We start from the raw sequence: 20,850 nt of genomic DNA, 5'->3' as shown, positions 1-20,850 counted from the left end.
AAATATCTCTGTGGCCGCTAGGCGCGGCGGAGCCTCAGGGTGGGGGGGGGGAGCCCCGCTGCGGCGACACGCGCAGCTTGGCGCAAAACCTTTCTTAAATCGCAAGTCCCAACATCATCTTTGACCCGTCCGTGAACCGCGAAAACCGGAAGCGCGCCAAATCATAGCCCGTCGCGTTTCCAGTCACCAAATCTGACAATATGCGCCCGATGACAGGACCGATGGCAAAGCCATGCCCGCTCATGCCCGTGGCGATTGTCAGGCCGGGCACATCTTCAATGCGGTCCGCAACGGGCACCAAATCGGGCAGTGTGTCTATCATGCCCGCCCATGATTCTTTTTCGCGCACCGGACCTAGTTCTGGAAACAGCGCGGCAAATTCACTGACCAATCCTGCGCAGTTGCCAGCGTCAGGCGTCGGGTTCAAAACGCGCATCTTTTCAAACGGGGTGATGCCATCCAACGCCCAGCGCCGCGCAGTCCCCCAGCCATCGGGATACCCGTTTGGTGCTGCCGGCAAAAACCGCGAGCGAAACGGGTCTGATTTTAATTGGGGCCAGAATTTACCAAAGGCCCTGAATGCGTCCGGCCCGACGAAAAATTCATGAAAATCGCCCGCCGCAAGGGTATATCCGCCATCACTGCGGGTTCTGAACGCGATTTTGGAATCCGCGCCGCCGCCCTTGTAGCTAATGGGCGGCGCGTCGACGGCGACCACACTGGCACGCACTGAAAGCTGCGGAATCGATACACCAGCATTGCGCAAAAACAGTGGACCATGCGCCACCTGCAACAACAACCTGCGGGGTCTTAATCGTGCCCGCCTCAGTCACAACAGCGGTGACGTTTTCGGCGGTGCGTTCAATGCCCCGCGCAGCACAATCTTCAATGATCGTCACACCTTCTTGCACGGCCAATCGCGCCAGGGTCGGCACAGCAATCATCGGTTCGGCCCGCATGTCGCTGGCCGTGAAAATCCCACCGGCCCAATCGCGTTGCGCTTTGGGGATCATATCTGCCAATTCCTTGCGGCTTAGCAGACGACTATCGACGCCGTTTGCCTTTGCGTGCGGCATCCAACCCACGAATTCAGCCATCTCCGCCGCGTCCTTGGCCATATAGGTCAGCCCGGCCTGAGCCAGCCCGATTGTATCGCCGGTTTGGGCGGACAGTTCGCGCCACAATCGCGCTGCCTCAACCATAATCGGCAATTCATCAGGATCGCGCCCTTGCTGACGAATCCAGCCCCAATTGCGGCTGGATTGTTCACCTGCAATCCGGCCCTTTTCGACCAGCACAACCCGCTGGGAAGCACGGTTCAAATACAGGGCCGTACAGACGCCGATGACCCCACCACCAATGACGACCACATCCGTATCACTTGGCAGTTTAGCGCGATGTTCAATTGGTATTGCTTCGGAAATAGGGAACTCAGGCAAGAGTGTCTAGCAGGCGTTCCATGAATGCTTCGCCTGCTTTGAATTGCTCAATTGTGATGTATTCGTTCGGTTGGTGCGCTTGTGCGATATCGCCGGGTCCGCATATCACCGATGAAAACCCGCGTTCTTGAAATTGCCCCGCTTCGGTGCCGTAGCTGACCACGTTTACCGCGTTGTCCCCTGTCAATTGGCGCGCCAGTTCTTCCGCGACACCATCGCCTTCAGGCTTTAATCCCGGCACGTCGAACTTGCGATTGTAATCAATACCCGTGTCTGGATGGATTGCCTGCATTTGCAACACAATTTCCGCGACTTTCGCTTCAAACTTATCAACCCACATTCGCCCCGATTCACCCGGAACGGCACGAAAGGTCAACACGAAAGTGCAGTCTTTTGCGGTGATATTGTGGGCGGTGCCGCCCGTAACCATCCCGACATGCAAGGTCGTATAGGGGGGTACAAATCCGGCGTCCATTTCGAGAGGCGCGTGGCTTGCGTTCTGCGCATTCATCTCATTGCACCAATCGATCAATTTTGCCCCGAACATGATCGCGTTGACGCCGATGTGCAGCAAGGAAGAGTGCACCTCAAAGCCACGCACATGCACGTCAAAACCGATGCCACCTTTGTGGCCTGTGACGACTTTCATCATAGACGGTTCACCGATGATGGCGGCCGATGCACGCGGCATCCCGCTGGCGATCATCGCATCAATCATCGGTGGGGCGCCAGTGCAGCCGACTTCTTCGTCATAGCTCAACGCCAATTGCAAAGGCCGCGTCACGCCGCGCTTCTTCGCCTCGACCAAGGCCCAGATCGACAACGCATCGAACCCCTTCATATCGCAGGTGCCACGCCCATAAAGCTTGCCACCTTTTTCGACCACCTCAAACGGGTCAGTGTTCCATGCTTGCCCGTCAACCGGCACAACGTCGGTGTGGCCTGACAAAACAACAGCCCCGTCGACCTGTGGTCCAACATGGGCATACAGGGCGGCTTTCTGGCCTGTTTCGTCTGGCACGCGGGTCGACGCGATGCCGTGCCCGTTCAGATATTTTGCCACAAAATCAATAAGGTCCAGGTTGCTGTCGCAGCTCACCGTGGGAAACCCAATCAGGCGTTCCATCAAAGTCCGTGCGTCGAGTGTCGTTGTCATACTGCCCCCTATTTAGCCACCAAGTCTTGTGCGTGAACGGTAAACGGGCATTCTGCCCCGTCAAGGGCAACTGACACTTTTTCGTGCAAAGAGGGGTTGCGGGGCGGCTGATTGCTGCTACGCTCATTGATCAAGTGGGGTCGCGCAGACGGTCCCCGCAATAAAAACAACCACTAAGACCACTTTAACGGGGGGGGTCGCCTATGCCCGATGGGGCGCTGCCAATTCTCGACGTTCGGGGATTAAAAACTGTATTCAAAATTCGCGGCGGGGAGGTCCACGCCGTCAATGACGTGAGCTTTGATCTCAAACCAGGTGAGCTTTTGGGCGTCGTCGGGGAGAGTGGATCCGGCAAATCCGTCACCATGATGTCCCTGCTGGGCCTGCTGCCCACGCCGCCTGCCGAGATTCGTGGCGGCACAGTGATGTTTGATGGGCAAGACCTGTTGCAGATTGACGCGGAAACTTTGCGCGGAGTGCGCGGTGGCAAAATTGGCTTCGTGTTTCAGGACCCGATGACATCGCTGAATCCCGTCTACAATGTCGGCATGCAAATCATGGAACCCCTGCGCAAGCACATGGGGATGACCAAGAAACAGGCAACCGTGCGCGCGCGGGAACTGCTCGAACTCGTCGGCATACCGGACGCACCGCAACGTCTGAAAGATTATCCGCACCAGTTTTCCGGCGGTATGCGCCAACGCGTAATGATCGCGATTGCGCTGGCCTGTGATCCGCAGGTTTTGATCGCCGACGAACCTACAACGGCGCTGGACGTCACCATCCAAGCGCAAATCCTTGAACTAATGAAAGAATTGCAGGACCGTCTTGGCATGGCCATAATCTGGATCACCCACGACCTTGGCGTTGTGGCGGGCATCGCGGACCGTGTGGTTGTGATGTATGGTGGGCAGATCGTTGAACAGGCGCCGACGCGCGAATTGTTCAAGAACCCGCAGCATCCCTATACCCGCGCGCTTTTAAAGACAGTGCCACGTGTTCTCGGCCAACGTGAAGACCGGCTTGAGATCATCGAAGGACAGCCGCCGATCCTTGGCGCATCCCCCACCGCCTGCCCGTTTCGCGACCGCTGTGATGTGGCGTTTGACCGCTGCGCGCAGCAAAATCCGCCGCGTTACGATGTTGGAAACGGCCATGACGCCGCGTGTTTTCATGACGCACGAACCGGAGGGCCCCGCGATGTTTGACGCACCAAAAGCCGATACCAAACTGGTTGAGGTCAATAACCTCAAGATGCACTTCCCGATCTATTCAGGGCTTTTTCGCCGCCACACTGGCACCGTCAAAGCCGTTGATGGGGTATCGTTCGATATTTATGAGGGCGAAACACTGGGGTTGGTTGGGGAATCCGGTTGCGGTAAATCCACCTGCGGGCGCGCCATTTTGCGGCTTTATGACATCACCGACGGGGCGATCAGCATTGATGGGATGGAGATCGGTGACACACCGCAAAAGGATTTGCGCACCAAACGTCCAAACATGCAGATGGTGTTCCAAGACCCGCAGGCATCGCTAAACCCGCGCATGACTGTGCAGGCGATCATTCAGGAACCGCTGGATGAACACACGACTCTGTCAAAGGACGAAAAGCGCGACAAGGTTCATGATTTGATGGATCAGGTTGGGCTTAACCGTAAATTCGCAGGCCGCTATCCGCATGCGTTTTCGGGTGGCCAACGCCAGCGCATCGGCATCGCGCGGGCCCTTGCGCTGAATCCCAAGTTCATCGTGTGTGACGAACCCATCGCTGCGCTCGACGTGTCGATCCAAGCGCAGGTCGTGAACCTGCTGGAAGACCTGCAAAAAGAATATGGACTGACTTACCTATTCATTTCCCACGATCTGTCCATGGTGCGCCACATCGCGACCCGTGTGGCGGTCATGTATCTGGGCAAGATCGTCGAACTCGCCCCGCGTGAGGTGCTGTATGCCGACCCCTTGCATCCCTACACCAAGGCGTTGCTGTCGGCCGTGCCCGAACCTGACCCTGAATTACATGACAGTATGGAACGTACGATCCTGACCGGCGATGTGCCGTCCCCCGCCAATCCGCCAAAGGGGTGCAATTTTTGCACCCGTTGTCCGGCGGTCATGGACATGTGCCATCAAACGGAACCAGATTACCGCGAAGTTTTGCCAGGACGCTTTGTCGCCTGTCACCACTACAACAACGTTACATCAAGCGCCGATTCAACGGCCGCATCAGAGGCATCAGACCGACAGAGCCTGAGCAATACCAACAATTCCACCAACTAGGAGAGACCAAATGAACTTAAGAACAGCCCTACTGGGCGCCACTGCAGCAGTCGCTTTCGCGCCAATGGCAATCGCCGATGGCCATGAGGGCGAGCGCGGTCGCGATGGCCAGCTTAACATCATCTATTGGCAGGCACCTTCGACGCTGAACCCGTATCTGTCGGGCGGCACAAAAGAAGTTGAATCCGCATCCCTCGTGCTGGAATCCCTTGGCCGTTTCAGCAACACAGGCGAATTGCTGCCTTGGCTTGCAGCTGAAATCCCAACGGTCGAAAACGGCGGCGTTGCCGAAGACCTGACATCCATCACATGGACGCTACAAGAAGGTGTTTTGTGGTCTGACGGTACGCCGCTCACGGCTGCTGACGCTGTATTCACATGGCAGTATTGCACCGCAGAAGGCGGCGGTTGCGCGCAGGCATCTTATTTTGACGGCGTTAAATCCGTTGAAGCGGTGGACGATCTGACGATTCTGATCACCTTTGATGCCCCAAAGCCGTTCCCGTACACAGCATTGGTTGGGTCTGAATCCCCGATCATCCAAGCGGCACAGTTCGCTGGGTGTCTTGGCGCTGCTGCACCAACTTGTGTGGATGCGAACTTTGGTCCCATCGGCACAGGCCCTTTCGTTGTTGACGATTTCAAAGCCAACGACGTGATCCAGTTCTCTGCCAACGAAAACTTCCGCATCGAAGGTCAACCTGCCTTTTCGAACGTTCTGTTCAAAGGGGGCGGCGATGCAGCCTCAGCAGCGCGTGCTGTTCTGGAAACTGGCGAATTTGACTACGCTTGGAACTTGCAGATCGACCCAACAGTTCTGTCTGACATGGAATCCGCAGGCCTCGGCACTGTCGTGACTGCGTTTGGTACATCCGTTGAACGTTTGCACCTTAACCAGACGAACCCTGATCCGGCCTTGGGCGATCTTCGTGCCACTGCCGATGGCGGTCCACACCCGTTCCTGACCAATCGCATCATCGGTCAAGCCATGTCCATGGCCATTGATCGTAGCCTGTTGGTTGAAATCGGGTACGGCGCTGGTGGCCAGCCCACTTGTAACGTGCTGCCTGCACCCGCGATCTACGCGTCCACAGCAAACGACGCCTGCCTGACACCGGACATGGAAGGTGCAAAAGCCTTGCTGGACGAAGCAGGCATCGTTGACAGCGACGGGGACGGTATCCGTGAATTCGACGGCATCCCACTGGTTGTGTCCTACCAGACATCGACAAATGCGGTGCGCCAGGATGCTCAAGCACTGATCAAACAGTGGTGGGGCGAACTTGGCATTCAGGCGGATTTGCGCAACATTGACGCGTCCGTGTTCTTTGGCGGCGATCCGGCATCCCCGGATACGTTCCAGAAGTTCTTTGCAGACGTTGAGATGTACACAAACAACTTCGCAGGCGTAGACCCGGAAGCCTATATGGCCAACTGGACCTGTAAAGAATGGCCTTCCCCGGAAAGCCAGTGGCAGGGATCCAACATGCAGCGTTTCTGTGATCCTGCATATGACACCCTTGCAACTAAACTGGCATCAACTGCTGGTATCGACGCCCGTGCTGCGGTCGTGAAGCAGATGAACGACATGCTGATGCAGTCGTATTCCATCATCCCGCTGGTTCACCGTGGCGGCGTATCTGCACATGCCAACACACTTGGCGGCATCAAAATCTCCGATTGGGATTCTGAACTGTGGAACATCGCAAGCTGGTACCGCTCCGGTGAGTAATCACACGCGTTAACAACGGGGTGGGCAGCGATGCCCACCCTCTCCTTACTCTCTGAAAGATTTGAATTTCATGCAGCCCTGCTCGTTCGCCCTCTTATTTCTGCTCGCTCCACTCGGGGAGTTGGCTGGCCAACTGGACTGTATCACATTCCAATCTTGCGAAAACAGGCAGTGCCAAGCCTCGGCAGAAAGCTTTTCTGTGATCTTAAATGACACCCACGTCTCGGCGGTCATCAATGCATGGGGCGTCATGACGCCCTTACCCCTGACGTTCCAAAACGATAGCGCATTATTAGAAGACCAATTGGTTTCAATTCAATACGGCGATGTCCACAAGCCGCCTTATAAAGAATACAGGATGGAGCACACACCAACATCCGAGGGTTTTCTGTACGCTTTCGACCAGCCCAACCCCAACACCTGGCTCGCAACTTACGCAGATCGCGCAGCTTCATGATCCGCGCCAAACGCAACCCAAAGGCCCGCCCATGCTGACCTACACCCTCCGGCGTTTGCTGACGGCGATCCCGACGCTGTTCTTCATTTCGCTCATCATCTTTTTACTGCTCGACCTCGCGCCCGGTGATCCAACGGCGTCACTGCCGTTGACGATCCCGCCAGAGGTCCGCGAACAAATCCGCCAGTCACTTGGTATGGGTGAACCTGTGCACATCCGGTATTTGCTGTGGCTCAAACAGATGATCTGGTCTGAACCGCTTTTTTACCTTTCCGAATTAGTAGGTTGGATTGACACCCCTGATACCGTACGCCTAATCTCATGGCAGACCCGCGCGCCGGTGCTGGACACAATATTCGAACGCCTGCCCCAAACTATTATGGTCGTCGGTCTTGCTTATATCGTCGGCGTGCTGATCGCCCTGCCCATCGGCATCATATCCGCCTACAAACAGTATTCCGTGTTTGACCAAGCGGGCACATTCGTGTCGATGATCGGCTTTTCGATCCCACCATTCTTTTCCGGCGTACTGATGATTATCCTGTTCACCGTGATGATGCCCAACGACAGTTTCTGGTGGTTCCCGTCGATCTACGACACCACATTGATCATCGACAGCTGGGCTAATTTTGGTAAGCAAGTGCGCCAGATGGTGCTGCCCGTCATGGTCCTTGCCCTGCAAACAACCGCGCAGATCAGCCGCTTTATGCGTGCCTCTATGCTCGACAACCTCAACCAAGATTACGTGAGAACAGCGCGCGCCAAAGGCATGACAGAATCCGTCGTGGTCCTGCGCCACGTACTTCGTAACTCTATGATCCCCGTGGTCACCGTCATTGCCCTTGGCATCCCCGCCGTCTTTGGCGGCGCCATCATCACCGAACAAATCTTCAAGGTGAACGGCATTGGCCAGCTTTTGATCGTATCAATTCAGGCAAGTGATTTGCCGATGGTGCAAACTGTCACCTTTATCTTCGCTGTGATGGTCGTGTTCTTTAACCTGATCGCTGACATTCTTTACGGCATTCTAGACCCGAGGATCCGCTATGACTGATACCAGCATGGATAACCGCGACGACGCACGTGATGATATCGTGGCCCGCAATCAATGGTGGGACGTCTGGGACCAGTTCAAGACCCACAAGGGTGCGCTTTTTGGCGCGGCCTTCTTCTTCTTCGTGGTCTTCGCCGTCTACTTGGGCCCCTATTTGTGGAGCATCGATCCAACCTACATCGACGTACGCGCGCGCAACCAAGGCCCTACATGGGTACACCCCTTTGGCACCGACCAATTGGGCCGCGATATGATGGCGCGGATGATGGCAGGCGGGCAAACCTCGATTTCCGTTGGCCTCACGGCGATGGGGCTGGCACTGTTTCTCGGCACACTCGTCGGCGTCCTCGCAGGCTATTTCAAACGTATTGACGGGATCTTGATGCGCATCACCGACCTGTTTCTCGCCCTGCCGCTGCTGCCGTTATTGCTGGTCATGGTGATGCTGTTTCGCCAACCGCTTTCCAGCACTTTTGGTCCTGAAACCGGCATCTTTATCCTGATCGTGACGGCGATCGGCATCACGTCATGGATGCCCACAGCCCGCATCGTGCGCGGCGACGTTCTGGCGCTGAAAGAACGCGAATTTGTCCTTGCTGCGCGCTCCATCGGCACCCGCCCTGGTAAGATGATCCTGCGCCATATCCTGCCAAATGTGATGTCTCCGATCATGGTCTCTGCCACGCTGGGCATCGCCACCGCGATCATTACTGAGTCCGCGCTTAGCTTCCTTGGCCTTGGCTTTCCACCAGACTTCCCGACGTGGGGCCGCCTGCTGTTTGACGCGACCGACTTCATGCAACAATCGCCCGCGCGGGTGATGTGGCCCGGCCTCGCGATTTCGTTAACAGTGCTGTCGGTGAATTACATGGGCGACGGGCTGCGCGACGCACTTGATCCACGAATCCGCGGATTGTAACAAGGTCTGCGAACCAGAAAGGCCGCGCAGGGATTTGGTACCAGCGCGGCCTTTTCAAATTCAGATCACCAAAACGTCCAGCGGCGGAAAGCCGTTGAAACCAACAGACGAATAACTGCTGGTATGGGCGTCACAATTGCGGTTCACGATCCCGTCGCCCGCCTTCAACGTCACTGGCAACAACATCGGCTGTTTCTCATACAACACATCGGCGCTGTCACACGGCGGTGCGGCAAAGACACAAGGCGCAACAGGATCGTCGTCGTGCAACCTGGTGATCAAATTACGGAAGCGTCAACTTCGGTTTCAGCCAAGCCACTGAATCGACAAATTGACAGATAGACCTAGCAGCGCAGATCGCGAGATGACTTGCGCGAAGCCAACATGACTTCGGCAACAATCGCACTCCACTTGCGCCACGAGGCCCCCGACCCAGTTCGGCCATCACGCGCGCCGCATAGTCAGTTGGCGCTTCTATATCCTGCTCGTAAAAGGCCGGAAGGCCGCCACCGATATTGAGCAACGAAAACGCATGACCCGCCTCTTTCGCCGCATCCCAAATCTTAACCATTTCGTCCAGCGTTGGGCCCCACATTGACACTTTGCGCGTTTACGACCCCACGTGGATCGACAACCCGACCATATCAAGACCAAGGGTATGGGCGCGATCCAACAAGTCTATTGCCATTTTGATATCACAGCCAAACTTGCGCGACAACGGCCATTCAGCATCGCTGCTTTCAACGATCAGCCAAATGTAAACTTGCGCAGCGGGTGCGTATTACACAATCTTCTTGATCTCTTCTGCCGCATCCGTTGAAAATAGCGTCACTCCAGCGGCAGGCGCATCGGCAATGTCAGATGCACGTTTGGTCGTGTTGCCAAGGGACACATCGGGAGGCTTCTCGCCAGCGGCCAACCCAATTCAATCTCACCGCGCGACGCCGCATCAAAATGCGACCCCAAATCAACAAGGCGCGCAATGGTCTCGGGCGCGGGGTTTGCTTTGACCGCGTAGTGGATGTCGGCCGCGCCAAGACCTGCTTTTAACGCGTGGTACTGCTGCACAACACGGTTCAAATCCATGACCGTCGTCGGGTAATCGAACATTGCGTTTTAGCCACATCGTCAAACGCCGACGTCAAATGCCCCGCGACACCAACCTGATCCGACACGGCCTCATCCACAACACTTAAAGCAGGGACGACGCTTCAGCATCCATATAAAGCATCATCATTGGTCATCTCCAAACAGACCCGGCCATGATGGATCATCCACCGTAGGCAAAACTTCATTTTACCTAGGTTTTTGATCCCATGGTTTGATGGTGCGATCTATTCTTTGGAATGTAAGGAAGCATTATGGGACAAATACGTCATGGCTGCGCCACGACTACGCACGCCATCAGAGCAACAATACAGCGATCGCAAGCTACGACCGCAGCTTTGAGTCGAGAACTTGGTATAAATGTCAAAACGGTCTCCAAATGGCGCAAGCGCAAAACTGTAGAAGACCGCAAGACTGGCCCCACGGACCCCAGTTCGACCGTTCTCAGCGCGGGTGAAGAGGCGATGATCGTCTCTTTTCGACGTCATACGCTCCTACCGCTGGATGATTGTCTTTATGCCTTGCAGCCAACTATCCCACATCCATTGCCCGGCAGTTGCTTGCGGAGCAAGCAATGAGAGGGGGACGCGATCTTCCCTGCATCGTTATTTGCAACGGCATGGGATATCCCGACTGCCAGATATGGAGGGCGACAAGCCGAAACGACAAAAGTTCAAACGCTATCCGATCGGATATTTTCATATCGACATTGCAGAGTTGCGCACCAACGAAGGAAAACTTTATCTCTTTGTTGCCATTCATTGCCCGGCAGTGAATCGCAAAGCGATGTCACGAGAGGGACCGAACCAGCAAGTTTGCCGTGGCACGGCTTGTAGAAAAAGCAAATCGCAAGACGGCCTGGGAGTTCCTGGAGGCTGTGCTGGAAGCGGTGCCATACAAGATCCACACAATTCTGACGGACAATGGCATTCAATTTTGTGAGCAACCACGTAACCGGAACACACCATATTCACGGCCTATGCGGTTCGACATGATCTGCGATGCCAACAGGATTGAGCACCGGCTGACCAAGCCCAACCATCCATGGACCAATGGCCAGGTTGAGCGGATGAACCGCACGATCAAGGACGCAACGGTCAGGCGGCATCACTACGACAAGAATGATCAGCTGCACACCCATCTCGCAGACTTCATAGCGGCCTACAATTTCGCTCGAAGGCTGAAGACGCTCAACGGCCTGACGCCGTACGAATACATCTGCAAGATAGGGACTTCAGAACCAGAAAGATTCATCGTTAATCCGATCCAACAGATGCCGGGACCGAACACTTAGACTGCTCACTTCCAAAAGGAGACGTTACCGTCGCATAATAGCCCTTATCTTGAAGGGACAGAGGCGCACACGTTAGCGTCTGACCCGCCCAATCAAAGATTCACACAATAGGAAAAATGCGCGCCGCCAGGCTTTTCCTGCTCACATTGTCTTTGTTTCATAAGTATCCTGGGGGGCCCGCTTAGGGCGGGGCAGCGCCCCTCCTCCCTTGCTGACCTTACGAACAGACTTTCAAAGAAAACCTGCGCCGCGCCCGCAGCATGCGCGGATCGCAAGATCTCTTCACACACAGCACTCGACAGGCTACCAACCCCTATGACCACAATCCTGTTCAATAAACCTTTCGGCGTGCTAACGCAGTTCACCGATGCCAAATGCCCGACCGAGCGGCCAACCCTGTCCGGCTTCGATCTGCCCAAAGGCGTCTACGCGGCTGGCCGGCTGGATCGGGACAGCGAAGGCTTGCTCGTGCTCACCGATGACGGCAAATTACAGGCCCAACTTTCCAGCCCAAAATTCAAGACGCCAAAGACTTATCTGGTGCAGGTTGAAGGCGACACGACCGACGCCGATCTTGACCCAATGCGCGCATCCCTGTCGCTGAAGGATGGCCCAACCCTGCCCGCACGGGTGCACCTGATCGACCCGCCTGATCTGTGGTTGCGCGACCCGCCCGTGCGCGTTCGCAAATCGATCCCCGACACTTGGATTAAAGTCACTATAACCGAAGGCCGCAACCGTCAGGTCCGGCGCATGTGCGCAGCACTAGGCTTTCCGTGCCTGCGCCTTGTGCGTTGGTCCGTCGGCAGTTGGACCCTTGATGGGATCAGTCAGGGTCAATGGCGTAGCTCTTAGCCAGGGTTGGTTCCAACAACCTCAATCCCGAACTGCGCGTTATCACCATCCGATTCGACTGAGACTCCGTCTAGATCAACGCCGTATATTCGTTTGGTAATTCCCCCTAAAATTAGTGGTGTTTAAAGGTAGAATTTTCTCCGCAAGATATCTGAGGAGATTTTTTGATGAAGGTAGCACGATTTAGCGACGCACAGGTCATGGGCATTTTGAAGCAGGCGGAGGGCGGTACGCCGGTCTCTGAGCTGTGTCGGGAGCATGGGATGAGTAGCGCCAGTTTTACAAGTGGCGTGCCAAGTTCGGCGGCATGGATGCGTCCTTGATCACCGAGATGAAGGACATGGCCGAGCAAAACCGCCGTCTCAAGAGGATGTATGCTGCGATGAGTATGTCCGAGACGATCTTCTGAAGGAGGCGCTCGGAATAAAGCGCTAAGGCCGTCTCACCGACGATTCCCTCTCGGTGAATGTGCCATTCACCTGCCGGCCAGTGGATGGCCATGAATGCAGTCATGCAGCGGGGCACAAGTATCGCACTTGCCTGTCGTACCTTCCAAATTAGCGAGACCTGCTATCGGTACAGCCCGATCTTGAGTGATGAGAATGAGGAGAGAGCAGATTGGCTGGAACGCCTGACCAAGAACAAGCGCACGTGGGGCTTTGGGTTGTGTTTTTTATATTTACGCAACGTGCAGGGCTACGGCTGGAACCACAAACGCGTGTATCCCACTGGCCGTCAGGCGGATCTACTGTGAACTGGAGCTGAACCTGCGGATCAAGCCAAAAAATCGCCTCAAACGTGACAAACCCGAGCCGTTAGCGGTGCCTGATGCACCAAACGAGACCTGGTCTATCGCTGCCCGGCAGTTGATTGCTGTGCAATCAATGAGAGGGGATTTCATGGCGGATCAGCTTGCAGACGGCAGATCAATCCGAACTCTTAACGTCTTGGATGACTTCAATCGTGAAGGCTTGTGCATTGACGTGGACTTCTCGCTGCCCGCAGAACGCGTCGTCCGGAGCCTGAACCAGATCATCGAGTGGCGCGGCAAACCCCAAACCATACGTGTCGATAACGTCCTATGCGCGGAATGATTAGCTGAATTGGCGTCAGGTTATTGTCGCATCGAGGCGTCTCGACACGTTAGAAGCATTGCTCAGTTTGGCATTTTGGTCAACGAACTGTCTCTCCCATAACAAACACAGAGTACGCTTTTGCGGCTCTCACCGTCCTTAAGACGAGATCTTTGGGTCGTTGAGCAGAAGGCCTAAACATTATCTACGAGGTCAGTTGTCTGCCTCCACGGCCCTTACAGAGAAAGGTCCTACTGCTGTCGATCACCCCTCAAAGAAGGGGCGATATGGTTCGCCGTGCTTGATGATCCCATGAACGGTTCGGGCCATCTTCGCTGCGATTGCGGTGTACGCCTTTCGGCGCAAATGGGTGTTGTGACGGTCTTTGGCGATGTAGCGCTCGAACTTGTCGCGGAAGCTGTTGGTGCGCTGCAGAATAGCAACCTGTCCAGCCATCCAAAGCGTTCGACGAAGCCGAGCATTGCCATATTTTGACAGTTTGGTTTGCCCTCTGAATGTACCTGATTGCATAGTCGCAAGGTCCATTCCACAGAACTTCAAAAACTGCCGGTGATGACGAAAGCGCCGTACATCCCCAGCTTCTGCCAAAATTGTCAAAGCATTGATGGGACCGATTCCAGGTATCGATGTCAGTAGCTTATAATCTGGTAGGTCCTTGAGAAGCGCGACGGCGCGATCTTCAATTTGATTGCGTTGCGCGATAAGACTGCGGCCTTCCCCGAGAACCAAGCGGAACATGCTTATCGCGTCGGAATCTGCGGCAACCGGCAGTCCGACTGATACTTTGGCAGTCTCGTAGATATCTGAAAGTAAACGCTCTTTTGCAACCTTGAGGCCCACCACATCCCAAGCGTCAGCGATGAATGCCTCCTTGCTCATGGCTGAGATCAAGTGTGGTGACGGATAACGTTCAAGGAAAGCAAAGAACCAGTCACTGCGAGAACTGCGATGGAAACGATCAGCTTCAGGAAAATACAGCGGCAGATAATGGGTTAAAACTCGGTGCCACAACTCGGTGCCACAACTCGGTGCCACAACTCGGTGCCACAACTCGGTGCCACAACTCGGTGCCACAACTCGGTGCCACAACTCGGTCTTCGACTTGGATACGATGTCATGCGTTTTGGAACGCTCTTGGATGTCGTTAGTGCCACGCACGAGGGGGTCATGATAAAACTGCTCGTTCCCGATCTCCATCATGTGAAGAATGACCTGGGCATCCTTAGGGTCGTTTTTGTCCCAACTGTTGTGCAAGGCCTCTCGCGTTCTGGCCAGGGCCACAGATGACACCAACTTCAACTCAAAACCTGCTGCGGCAAGATGATAAGCCAAGGCACGGTGATAATTACCCGTTGCTTCAAAAGCTACACGGACAGGGCGGCCGTAGCAGGCAAGCGATGTGATTAGACGATTGAAGTCGTCTAGCTGGTTCAGAACAGTCAAACGACGGCAGCGCTTCTTGTCCGCAATAGCAATGAGAACTTCGTCGCGGGCCTTCGAGATATCGATGGCCACCAAAACGGGCGCAGTTTGTGTAATAATGATATCGGTCATAGTTGGTCTCCTTTGCGGTGTGGTTTGTACAAAACCACCGTAGGGACCTGAGGCACGGCTATGACCACCTGCTGCGTTATTTGGGGCTGCGCAGGCAGTCATAGCCTTAAATTAGCGATATTCCGAAGGTGTTACGGCACAGAATATATCAGCGGGACCTTGATGACATGGGCTGAAAAGCACGGTGTTCGGCTTGAACACATCCAGCCAGGCAAACCTCAACAGAATGCCTATATCGAGCGATACAATCGCACCGTTCGCGGCGAATGGTTGAGCCAGTACATCTTTGAAACGATTGAGGAGGCCCAAAACCAGGCGACAGAATGGCTCTGGACTTACAACAATGAGAGACCCAACACGGGCATCGGCGGCATAACGCCCGCAATGAAACTGAAAACAGCCACGTGAATTCTACGGCCGAGCCCCATTAAAAATGGGGGATTGCCGTTTGACGATATCTTTTGGTAGGGGGCTGCTGGTGCGATTGCCCAAAAATATTCCGTCAAGTGATCCAGACACTTCGTAGGTCTCGCCCGGAAGTGAGAGCGTGCCTTCGTAATTTGCGCCCCATTGGTTCGCAGTTTGGCTGCCACCAATACCGCTGGACGCAGTCCAGATTATGATTGCACCATCGGGCATGAATTGAAGCGGGGCGGCGCGTCCGGTTGCTACGATCCCCAGGAGGCGCGGCGTGCTCATGATATGGCACAACGGCGCTCTGGTCGGCGGCGGAAGCTGGCCCCTGGTGCCCCGTTTTATGATTGGGTGCGCAACCGTCTGATCTATTGGTGCTGGTCGCCAGAGCAGATCGCGGCCAGATTACGGCTCATGCATCTAGATGATCTCAGTCAGCGCATTAGCCACGAAGCGATCTATGCTGCGATCTACGCTCAGCCACATGGCGGATTGAAGGCGCTGATGATTGAGGCGCTGCGGCGGGCTGAACCAAGCAATTGATCCAGGGGATCAATTGTAGCGCAGAACGCGGGGTTGTACCGCCAATGCTGCTCTCGAGGGCTTTACGCGGCAAATGAAACGTCTGCCCGTGGCGTTGCGCCGCTCGATGACCTATGATCGTGGCTCTGACCCTCTCATGGTTTGGGAGCAAACCACTGCCGGGCAGTGGATGGCTTGCCACCCAGAACTCTCTCGCCGTCTGAAGATCGACATCTGGTTTTGTGACCCCCACACCCCGTGGCAACGCGGTTCAAACGAAAATACAAACGGCTTGCTACGCCAGTTCTTCCCGAAAGGAACTGACCTGGGCTGCCTCAGTCAAACCGCCCTGAACGACGTCGCACGCCTGATGAACGACCGGCCTCGTAAGACACTAGGATGGAGAACTCCCGCTGAAGCCATGGCCGAAGATCTTACGGCCATTAAAACAATTAATCGTCGCACTTCAATCTTGAATCCAAGCTGTTTCGAAAGAACTAAACCTCGGCTTATTGCCGTCCGATGTTTCCATTCGATCAGCTGATCTTGCCTAGCAACGCATCCAAAGACGCCTTCGCGTCACCATAGAACATCCGCGTGTTTTCTTTGAAGAACAGCGGATTCTCGATGCCGGAATACCCAGTGCCCTGCCCACGCTTGGACACAAACACCTGCCTGGCTTTCCAGCATTCCAGAACTGGCATCCCCGCAATGGGAGAGTTTGGGTCGTCCTGCGCCGCAGGGTTCACGATGTCATTGGACCCGATCACAATCGCGACGTCGGTGGTTGGAAAATCATCGTTAATCTCGTCCATTTCCATCACAATATCATAGGGCACTTTGGCTTCGGCGAGCAGCACGTTCATATGGCCCGGCAAACGCCCCGCGACGGGGTGAATGGCAAAACGCACGGTCTTACCCTTGGCGCGCAATCGACGCGTTAGTTCAGCGACGTTCTGCTGCGCCTGTGCCACGGCCATGCCGTATCCAGGGATGATGATGACGCTGTCAGCTTCTTCCAATGCTGACGCCACACCGTCCGCATCAATGGCGATCTGTTCACCCTCGAGCGCCATTTGTTCCCCTTGCGGGCCACCGAATCCTCCCAAGATCACAGAAACGAAGCTGCGGTTCATTGCCTTGCACATGATGTAGGACAGGATCGCGCCGCTTGATCCGACAAGCGCGCCAACGACGATCAATAGATCGTTGCCAAGGCTGAAACCAATCGCCGCCGCCGCCCAGCCAGAATAACTGTTGAGCATGGACACAACGACTGGCATATCAGCGCCGCCGATGCCCATAATCAAATGGTAGCCAATGAACAGCGCCGCCAGCGTCATCAAGAACAGTGGGAAAAATCCGCCAGTGTTGAAGTACACAACCAACGTAACGACGGCGATGGCCGCTGCCGCGATGTTCAGCAGATGCCCGCCGGGCAGCTTTTTCGCCACGCTGTCCACTTTGCCCGCCAATTTGCCATAAGCAACTACTGAGCCGGTAAAAGTGATCGCGCCGATGAAGACGCCTAAGAACAATTCGACGCGAAGAATGTTAACTTCGACGCCGGATTTATGCGCCAGAAGACCCGCAAACCCAGTGAGGCCTTCGCGGGCTGCCGGGTCCATACCGAGCACTCGGTTGAGTTCAATATGTGCGATGAAGCCTACAAACATGGCTGCCAAACCGACCAGCGAATGCATCGCAGCGACCAGTTCGGGCATTTGTGTCATCTGCACTTTGGTCGCCAGTTGATAGCCAATCGCGCCACCGCCGATGATCATCAGCACCGCCAAAAGCCGATACCCCGTGTCCGGTGCAATGAGGGTTGCAGCCACCGCCAGCGCCATGCCGACAATGCCATACCACACCGCGCGCTTGGCGCTTTCTTGCCCCGAAAGTCCACCAAGGGACAGGATGAAAAGAACCGCTGAAACGACGTAAGCCGCTGTTGTAAAACCAAATTCCATTGTTCTTTTCCCTTACGACTTCTGGAACATAGCGAGCATGCGCCGTGTCACGAGGAAACCCCCGAAGATATTGATACCTGTCATGAACACCGCAAGTGCGGCCAACAGAACGACAATGAACGACCCCGATCCGATCTCCATAAGCGCGCCCAAAATGATGATCGAACTGATCGCGTTTGTCACCGCCATCAGCGGCGTGTGCAGCGAATGTGCGACGCCCCAGATAACTTGAAATCCGACGAAAACCGCCAGCACAAACACAATGAAATGCTGCATAAAACTCGCCGGTGCCACGAGGCCGACAGTCAAAAGAACCAACGCGCCCACGGCGATCAGTGTTACCTGACTTTTGGTCTGCGCCCTGAACGCCGCAACTTCGTTCGCACGCTTTTGCTCTGCGGTGAGCGCAACGACCGCTGCTTTCGGCTTGGCCGCGATTGCCTGAATTTTCGGCTGTGGTGGCGGGAACGTGACGGATTTAGCGTGGGCGATCGTTGCGCCACGGATCACGTCATCTTCCATGTTGTGGTTGATCGCGCCATCTTTGTTCGGCGTCAGATCAGTCAGCAAATGGCGAATATTGGTCGCATAAAGCGTGGATGATTGCGCCGCCATGCGTGACGGAAAATCGGTGTAGCCGATAATCGTCACGCCGTTGTCGGTGACGATCTTTTCGTCCATCACGGTCAGTTTACAGTTACCACCTTTTTCCGCCGCCAAGTCCACGATCACTGATCCGGGCTTCATGGCTTTGACCATGTCTTCGGTCCAAAGCTCGGGTGCTGCGCGGTTCGGGATAAGCGCCGTTGTGATGACGATGTCCATATCCGGTGCGATTTCGCGGAACTTCGCCAATTGCGCAGCGGCAAATTCAGGGCTGGACACGGCGGCGTAGCCACCGGTTTCGGAGCCGTCTTTTTGGTCTTCGTCAAAGTCGAGGAACACAAACTGCGCGCCCATACTTTCGACCTGTTCGGCCACTTCTGGGCGCACATCAAAGGCGTATGTGATCGCGCCAAGCGACGTGGCGGTGCCAATGGCCGCGAGGCCCGCAACCCCTGCCCCGACGACCAGAACCTTAGCCGGTGGGACCTTACCCGCTGCTGTGATTTGCCCCGTGAAAAAGCGTGGGAAATGGTTGCCCGCCTCAATAACCGCGCGGTAGCCCGCGATATTCGCCATAGAGCTTAGCGCGTCCATCTTCTGAGCGCGCGAAATCCGCGGAATCATTTCCATCGCCACAACGGTCGCCCCCTTGCGGGCGGCAGATTTCATTTTGGCTTCGTCCGCGACGGGGCTGAAGAAAGAAATCAGCGTTTGATCGCCGTGAAGGCGTTTCATTTCGTCGTCATCGGGCACGCGCACCTTGGCGATGACATCAGCCGCTTTCCACAAGGCGGCGGCGGTTTTGACAACCTCTACGCCTGCGACCTTGTAGGATTTGTCAGAAAAACCCGCAGCGACGCCAGCCGATGTTTCGATGATACATTCATGCCCGAGTTTTTGAAGTTCAAGCGCGGAAGCTGGTGTCATCGCAACGCGATATTCCCCGTCGAACAGTTCCTTTGGCGTGCCGATTTTCATGCCGTCTTCCCCATATTAATCGTCGTTAATTGACGGGTTATAGGCCGATAGGCTGATTCACAAGGGAAAGACACGGTTGGCCCACGCTGCTTGCGCTAACGGCTGACGGAAATGCGGCGTTCGCCTGCCTTGATATAATCGATTCATTATGTAAAATTTATGGTCTGGATTGCTCTGCCAAAGACAACATTGACCGCATGTTTGCCGCCCTCGCTGACCAGGCGCGGCGGGCAATCTTGCAGCCCCGCACGGATAGGGATGTCGGGGTTATGGACATCTGCGGGCCTTATCACACGTCACCGCCAACGCAGGCATCGGATGTGTCGCCTGTCGCCCGACGGATTTGGCGCGATTGAACAGTGGCTAAGCATGATCACGAACAGGTATGCCAGCAGATACAATCGCCGCGACGCGGTGCTAGAAATCCTGCAAACCAAAGGAGACATCTGATACACCCTGTGCAACTTGCCCTTGAGGGCGACATCCATGTGATTGTGACGCGAACCTTCAAAGCACCGCCTGCCCACGTGTACCGCACCCCTCCAGAACCTGATTTGATCCGCCAATGGATGCTCGGTATGCCGAGGTGGAGCATGCCGGTCAGCGAAACAGACCCGAACGATGGCGGGACGTTCCGGTTTGAATGGGACTGTGGGATCAGCGGCGGGTTTGCTGATCAGCGAGCTAGTATATCAAGCTGACGCCAGCCCAATTGATCGAACACATTGAGCGGAGGCATATTCCTGACCCAACGCCTGACAATCACGTTGTCACCACGTTCGAGCTATCGGGGGCGGGCACATTGCTGACACTCCGCATGACGTTGCCGGATGCGGGGCCGCACCAGCAAATGTTGGATATAGATCCCACCGACGGGATGGAACAGTCCTACGCGAAGCTGGACGCGATCAAATTTTAGGCCCTACCTAAACCCCGATTTACAGCCCGCGACGGGTCTTGTCCGTGTAGCGGTGAAAATCCTGCCGGAATTTGCGACGCAGACGGTCTTCTTCAGGCACAATAAACCGTGTTTCAAGAATCCAGAACAGCGCAAGGATCAGCGGCAGAGCGACCGGCGCGTCCCAACGCAATAGGAACCCTGCAAGGATCAGCACATCGCCGAGATAGATCGGGTTGCGCGTCCGCTTGAAAACGCCTGATTGCACAAGGTGATCAGCCTCAAGGTGCGGAATAACGGTTCTCTGTTTGCAGCCTTGTCAAGCGGGGTTGCGATCTGTCCGTCCGGGTCATGGTTCTCTCCGAGGTCGCGGTCGTCGTACTTGTCGTACTTGTCCGCGCCTCATGATGGTTTTCGGTGGTAGATTGTCTCCAATGTCGTTTGCGGGTTGCGCGGCAATGGCCACGTCCCAACCGTTTTTACGAGATCAATCAACCTCCGTTCCGTCGGGACTTCGCTTCCCG

Annotated in this window: 17 protein-coding genes and 7 pseudogenes; 14 read left to right on the top strand and 10 right to left on the bottom strand. The window is 55.4% G+C overall.

Translation table 11 applies throughout. The annotated features are described in order from the left end of the window. Positions 1-94 precede the first annotated feature (94 nt). Positions 95-1,439: pseudogene (locus OAN307_RS06405) on the bottom strand (NAD(P)/FAD-dependent oxidoreductase). Next, entirely contained in the window at positions 1,432-2,595 is a 1,164-nt protein-coding gene (argE, locus tag OAN307_RS06400) for an acetylornithine deacetylase (protein WP_015498993.1), read from the bottom strand. The pseudogene OAN307_RS06405 and the gene argE overlap by 8 nt, the downstream one beginning before the upstream one ends. Positions 2,596-2,798: 203 nt before the next feature. Between argE and OAN307_RS06395 the strand changes: the two genes are divergently transcribed. The 6 genes from OAN307_RS06395 (at position 2,799) to OAN307_RS06370 (ending at position 9,034) form a co-directional block, all read left to right on the top strand. After that, on the top strand, positions 2,799-3,803 hold the full coding sequence (locus tag OAN307_RS06395; protein ID WP_015498992.1) for an ABC transporter ATP-binding protein: 1,005 nt from the start codon (positions 2,799-2,801) through the stop codon (positions 3,801-3,803). Continuing rightward, complete coding sequence (locus OAN307_RS06390; RefSeq protein WP_044044511.1) at positions 3,796-4,872, top strand: ABC transporter ATP-binding protein; 1,077 nt, start codon at positions 3,796-3,798, stop codon at positions 4,870-4,872. Before OAN307_RS06395 ends, OAN307_RS06390 begins: the two co-directional genes overlap by 8 nt. A 10-nt stretch (positions 4,873-4,882) precedes the next feature. Next, the gene (locus OAN307_RS06385) at positions 4,883-6,604 is read left to right on the top strand and encodes a peptide ABC transporter substrate-binding protein (protein ID WP_015498990.1); all 1,722 of its coding nucleotides are present in this window, start codon (positions 4,883-4,885) and stop codon (positions 6,602-6,604) included. Positions 6,605-6,665: 61 nt separating this feature from the next. Next, positions 6,666-7,061 carry a hypothetical protein gene (locus OAN307_RS06380; protein WP_144055516.1) on the top strand — a complete coding sequence of 132 codons (396 nt, stop codon included), beginning with the start codon at positions 6,666-6,668 and terminating at the stop codon, positions 7,059-7,061. A 31-nt stretch (positions 7,062-7,092) separates the two neighbouring features. Beyond that, positions 7,093-8,115 (top strand): ABC transporter permease, encoded by a 1,023-nt coding sequence (locus tag OAN307_RS06375; protein WP_015498988.1) that lies wholly within the window; start codon positions 7,093-7,095, stop codon positions 8,113-8,115. Further along, positions 8,108-9,034 carry an ABC transporter permease gene (locus OAN307_RS06370; RefSeq protein ID WP_015498987.1) on the top strand — a complete coding sequence of 309 codons (927 nt, stop codon included), beginning with the start codon at positions 8,108-8,110 and terminating at the stop codon, positions 9,032-9,034. Before OAN307_RS06375 ends, OAN307_RS06370 begins: the two co-directional genes overlap by 8 nt. Before the next feature lie 60 nt (positions 9,035-9,094). On the opposite strand, the gene OAN307_RS29710 is transcribed toward OAN307_RS06370, so the two are convergent. From OAN307_RS29710 to OAN307_RS29700, 3 genes are all read right to left on the bottom strand, one after another. Further along, the gene (locus tag OAN307_RS29710) at positions 9,095-9,304 is read right to left on the bottom strand and encodes a hypothetical protein (protein ID WP_245540981.1); all 210 of its coding nucleotides are present in this window, start codon (positions 9,302-9,304) and stop codon (positions 9,095-9,097) included. Positions 9,305-9,644: 340 nt separating this feature from the next. Beyond that, positions 9,645-9,752, bottom strand: coding sequence for a hypothetical protein (locus tag OAN307_RS29705; RefSeq protein WP_245540980.1), 108 nt, complete (start codon positions 9,750-9,752; stop codon positions 9,645-9,647). Between the two features lie 110 nt (positions 9,753-9,862). Then, positions 9,863-10,144, bottom strand: coding sequence for a hypothetical protein (locus OAN307_RS29700; RefSeq protein WP_245540979.1), 282 nt, complete (start codon positions 10,142-10,144; stop codon positions 9,863-9,865). 251 nt (positions 10,145-10,395) lie between these two features. Here OAN307_RS29700 and OAN307_RS25955 point away from each other — a divergent pair. From OAN307_RS25955 to OAN307_RS25950, 3 genes and pseudogenes are all read left to right on the top strand, one after another. Further along, positions 10,396-11,435, top strand: a pseudogene (locus OAN307_RS25955) (IS481 family transposase). A gap of 315 nt (positions 11,436-11,750) precedes the next feature. Beyond that, positions 11,751-12,290 (top strand): pseudouridine synthase, encoded by a 540-nt coding sequence (locus tag OAN307_RS06350; protein WP_015498986.1) that lies wholly within the window; start codon positions 11,751-11,753, stop codon positions 12,288-12,290. A 167-nt stretch (positions 12,291-12,457) separates the two neighbouring features. Further along, positions 12,458-13,366: pseudogene (locus OAN307_RS25950) on the top strand (transposase); the annotation flags it as partial. Positions 13,367-13,568: 202 nt separating this feature from the next. Here OAN307_RS25950 and OAN307_RS06330 read toward each other — a convergent pair. Then, positions 13,569-14,938 (bottom strand): annotated as a pseudogene (locus OAN307_RS06330) (IS110 family RNA-guided transposase). Between the two features lie 135 nt (positions 14,939-15,073). Between OAN307_RS06330 and OAN307_RS06325 the strand changes: the two are divergent. Beyond that, positions 15,074-15,346: pseudogene (locus OAN307_RS06325) on the top strand (transposase); the annotation flags it as partial. Between the two features lie 3 nt (positions 15,347-15,349). On the opposite strand, the gene OAN307_RS28835 reads toward OAN307_RS06325, so the two are convergent. Beyond that, positions 15,350-15,637 (bottom strand): hypothetical protein, encoded by a 288-nt coding sequence (locus OAN307_RS28835; protein WP_051067959.1) that lies wholly within the window; start codon positions 15,635-15,637, stop codon positions 15,350-15,352. Positions 15,638-15,640: 3 nt separating this feature from the next. Here OAN307_RS28835 and OAN307_RS29395 point away from each other — a divergent pair, with 3 nt between their 5' ends. Together OAN307_RS29395 and OAN307_RS29390 are read left to right on the top strand one after the other, a co-directional pair. Then, positions 15,641-15,895 carry a hypothetical protein gene (locus tag OAN307_RS29395; RefSeq protein ID WP_217564383.1) on the top strand — a complete coding sequence of 85 codons (255 nt, stop codon included), beginning with the start codon at positions 15,641-15,643 and terminating at the stop codon, positions 15,893-15,895. A 73-nt stretch (positions 15,896-15,968) separates the two neighbouring features. Beyond that, positions 15,969-16,310, top strand: a pseudogene (locus OAN307_RS29390) (IS30 family transposase); the annotation flags it as partial. A 100-nt stretch (positions 16,311-16,410) separates the two neighbouring features. Here OAN307_RS29390 and OAN307_RS06310 read toward each other — a convergent pair. Then, entirely contained in the window at positions 16,411-17,844 is a 1,434-nt protein-coding gene (locus OAN307_RS06310; protein ID WP_015498981.1) for an NAD(P)(+) transhydrogenase (Re/Si-specific) subunit beta, read from the bottom strand. 12 nt (positions 17,845-17,856) lie between these two features. Beyond that, positions 17,857-19,428 carry a Re/Si-specific NAD(P)(+) transhydrogenase subunit alpha gene (locus OAN307_RS06305; protein WP_015498980.1) on the bottom strand — a complete coding sequence of 524 codons (1,572 nt, stop codon included), beginning with the start codon at positions 19,426-19,428 and terminating at the stop codon, positions 17,857-17,859. 359 nt (positions 19,429-19,787) lie between these two features. On the opposite strand from OAN307_RS06305, the gene OAN307_RS31145 reads away from it, so the two are divergent. Both OAN307_RS31145 and OAN307_RS25090 read left to right on the top strand, forming a co-directional pair. Next, complete coding sequence (locus OAN307_RS31145; RefSeq protein WP_015498978.1) at positions 19,788-20,129, top strand: SRPBCC domain-containing protein; 342 nt, start codon at positions 19,788-19,790, stop codon at positions 20,127-20,129. Positions 20,130-20,140: 11 nt separating this feature from the next. Further along, positions 20,141-20,347, top strand: coding sequence for an SRPBCC family protein (locus tag OAN307_RS25090; protein WP_015498977.1), 207 nt, complete (start codon positions 20,141-20,143; stop codon positions 20,345-20,347). Positions 20,348-20,366: 19 nt separating this feature from the next. Here OAN307_RS25090 and OAN307_RS06295 read toward each other — a convergent pair. Continuing rightward, positions 20,367-20,636: pseudogene (locus tag OAN307_RS06295) on the bottom strand (methyltransferase family protein); the annotation flags it as partial. Positions 20,637-20,850: the final 214 nt, after the last annotated feature.

It is taken from the genome of Octadecabacter antarcticus 307, assembly GCF_000155675.2.
Classification (GTDB): domain Bacteria; phylum Pseudomonadota; class Alphaproteobacteria; order Rhodobacterales; family Rhodobacteraceae; genus Octadecabacter; species Octadecabacter antarcticus.
The sequence above is the reverse complement of the archived record's forward strand: the minus strand, read 5'-3'. Positions and strand labels throughout refer to the sequence as shown.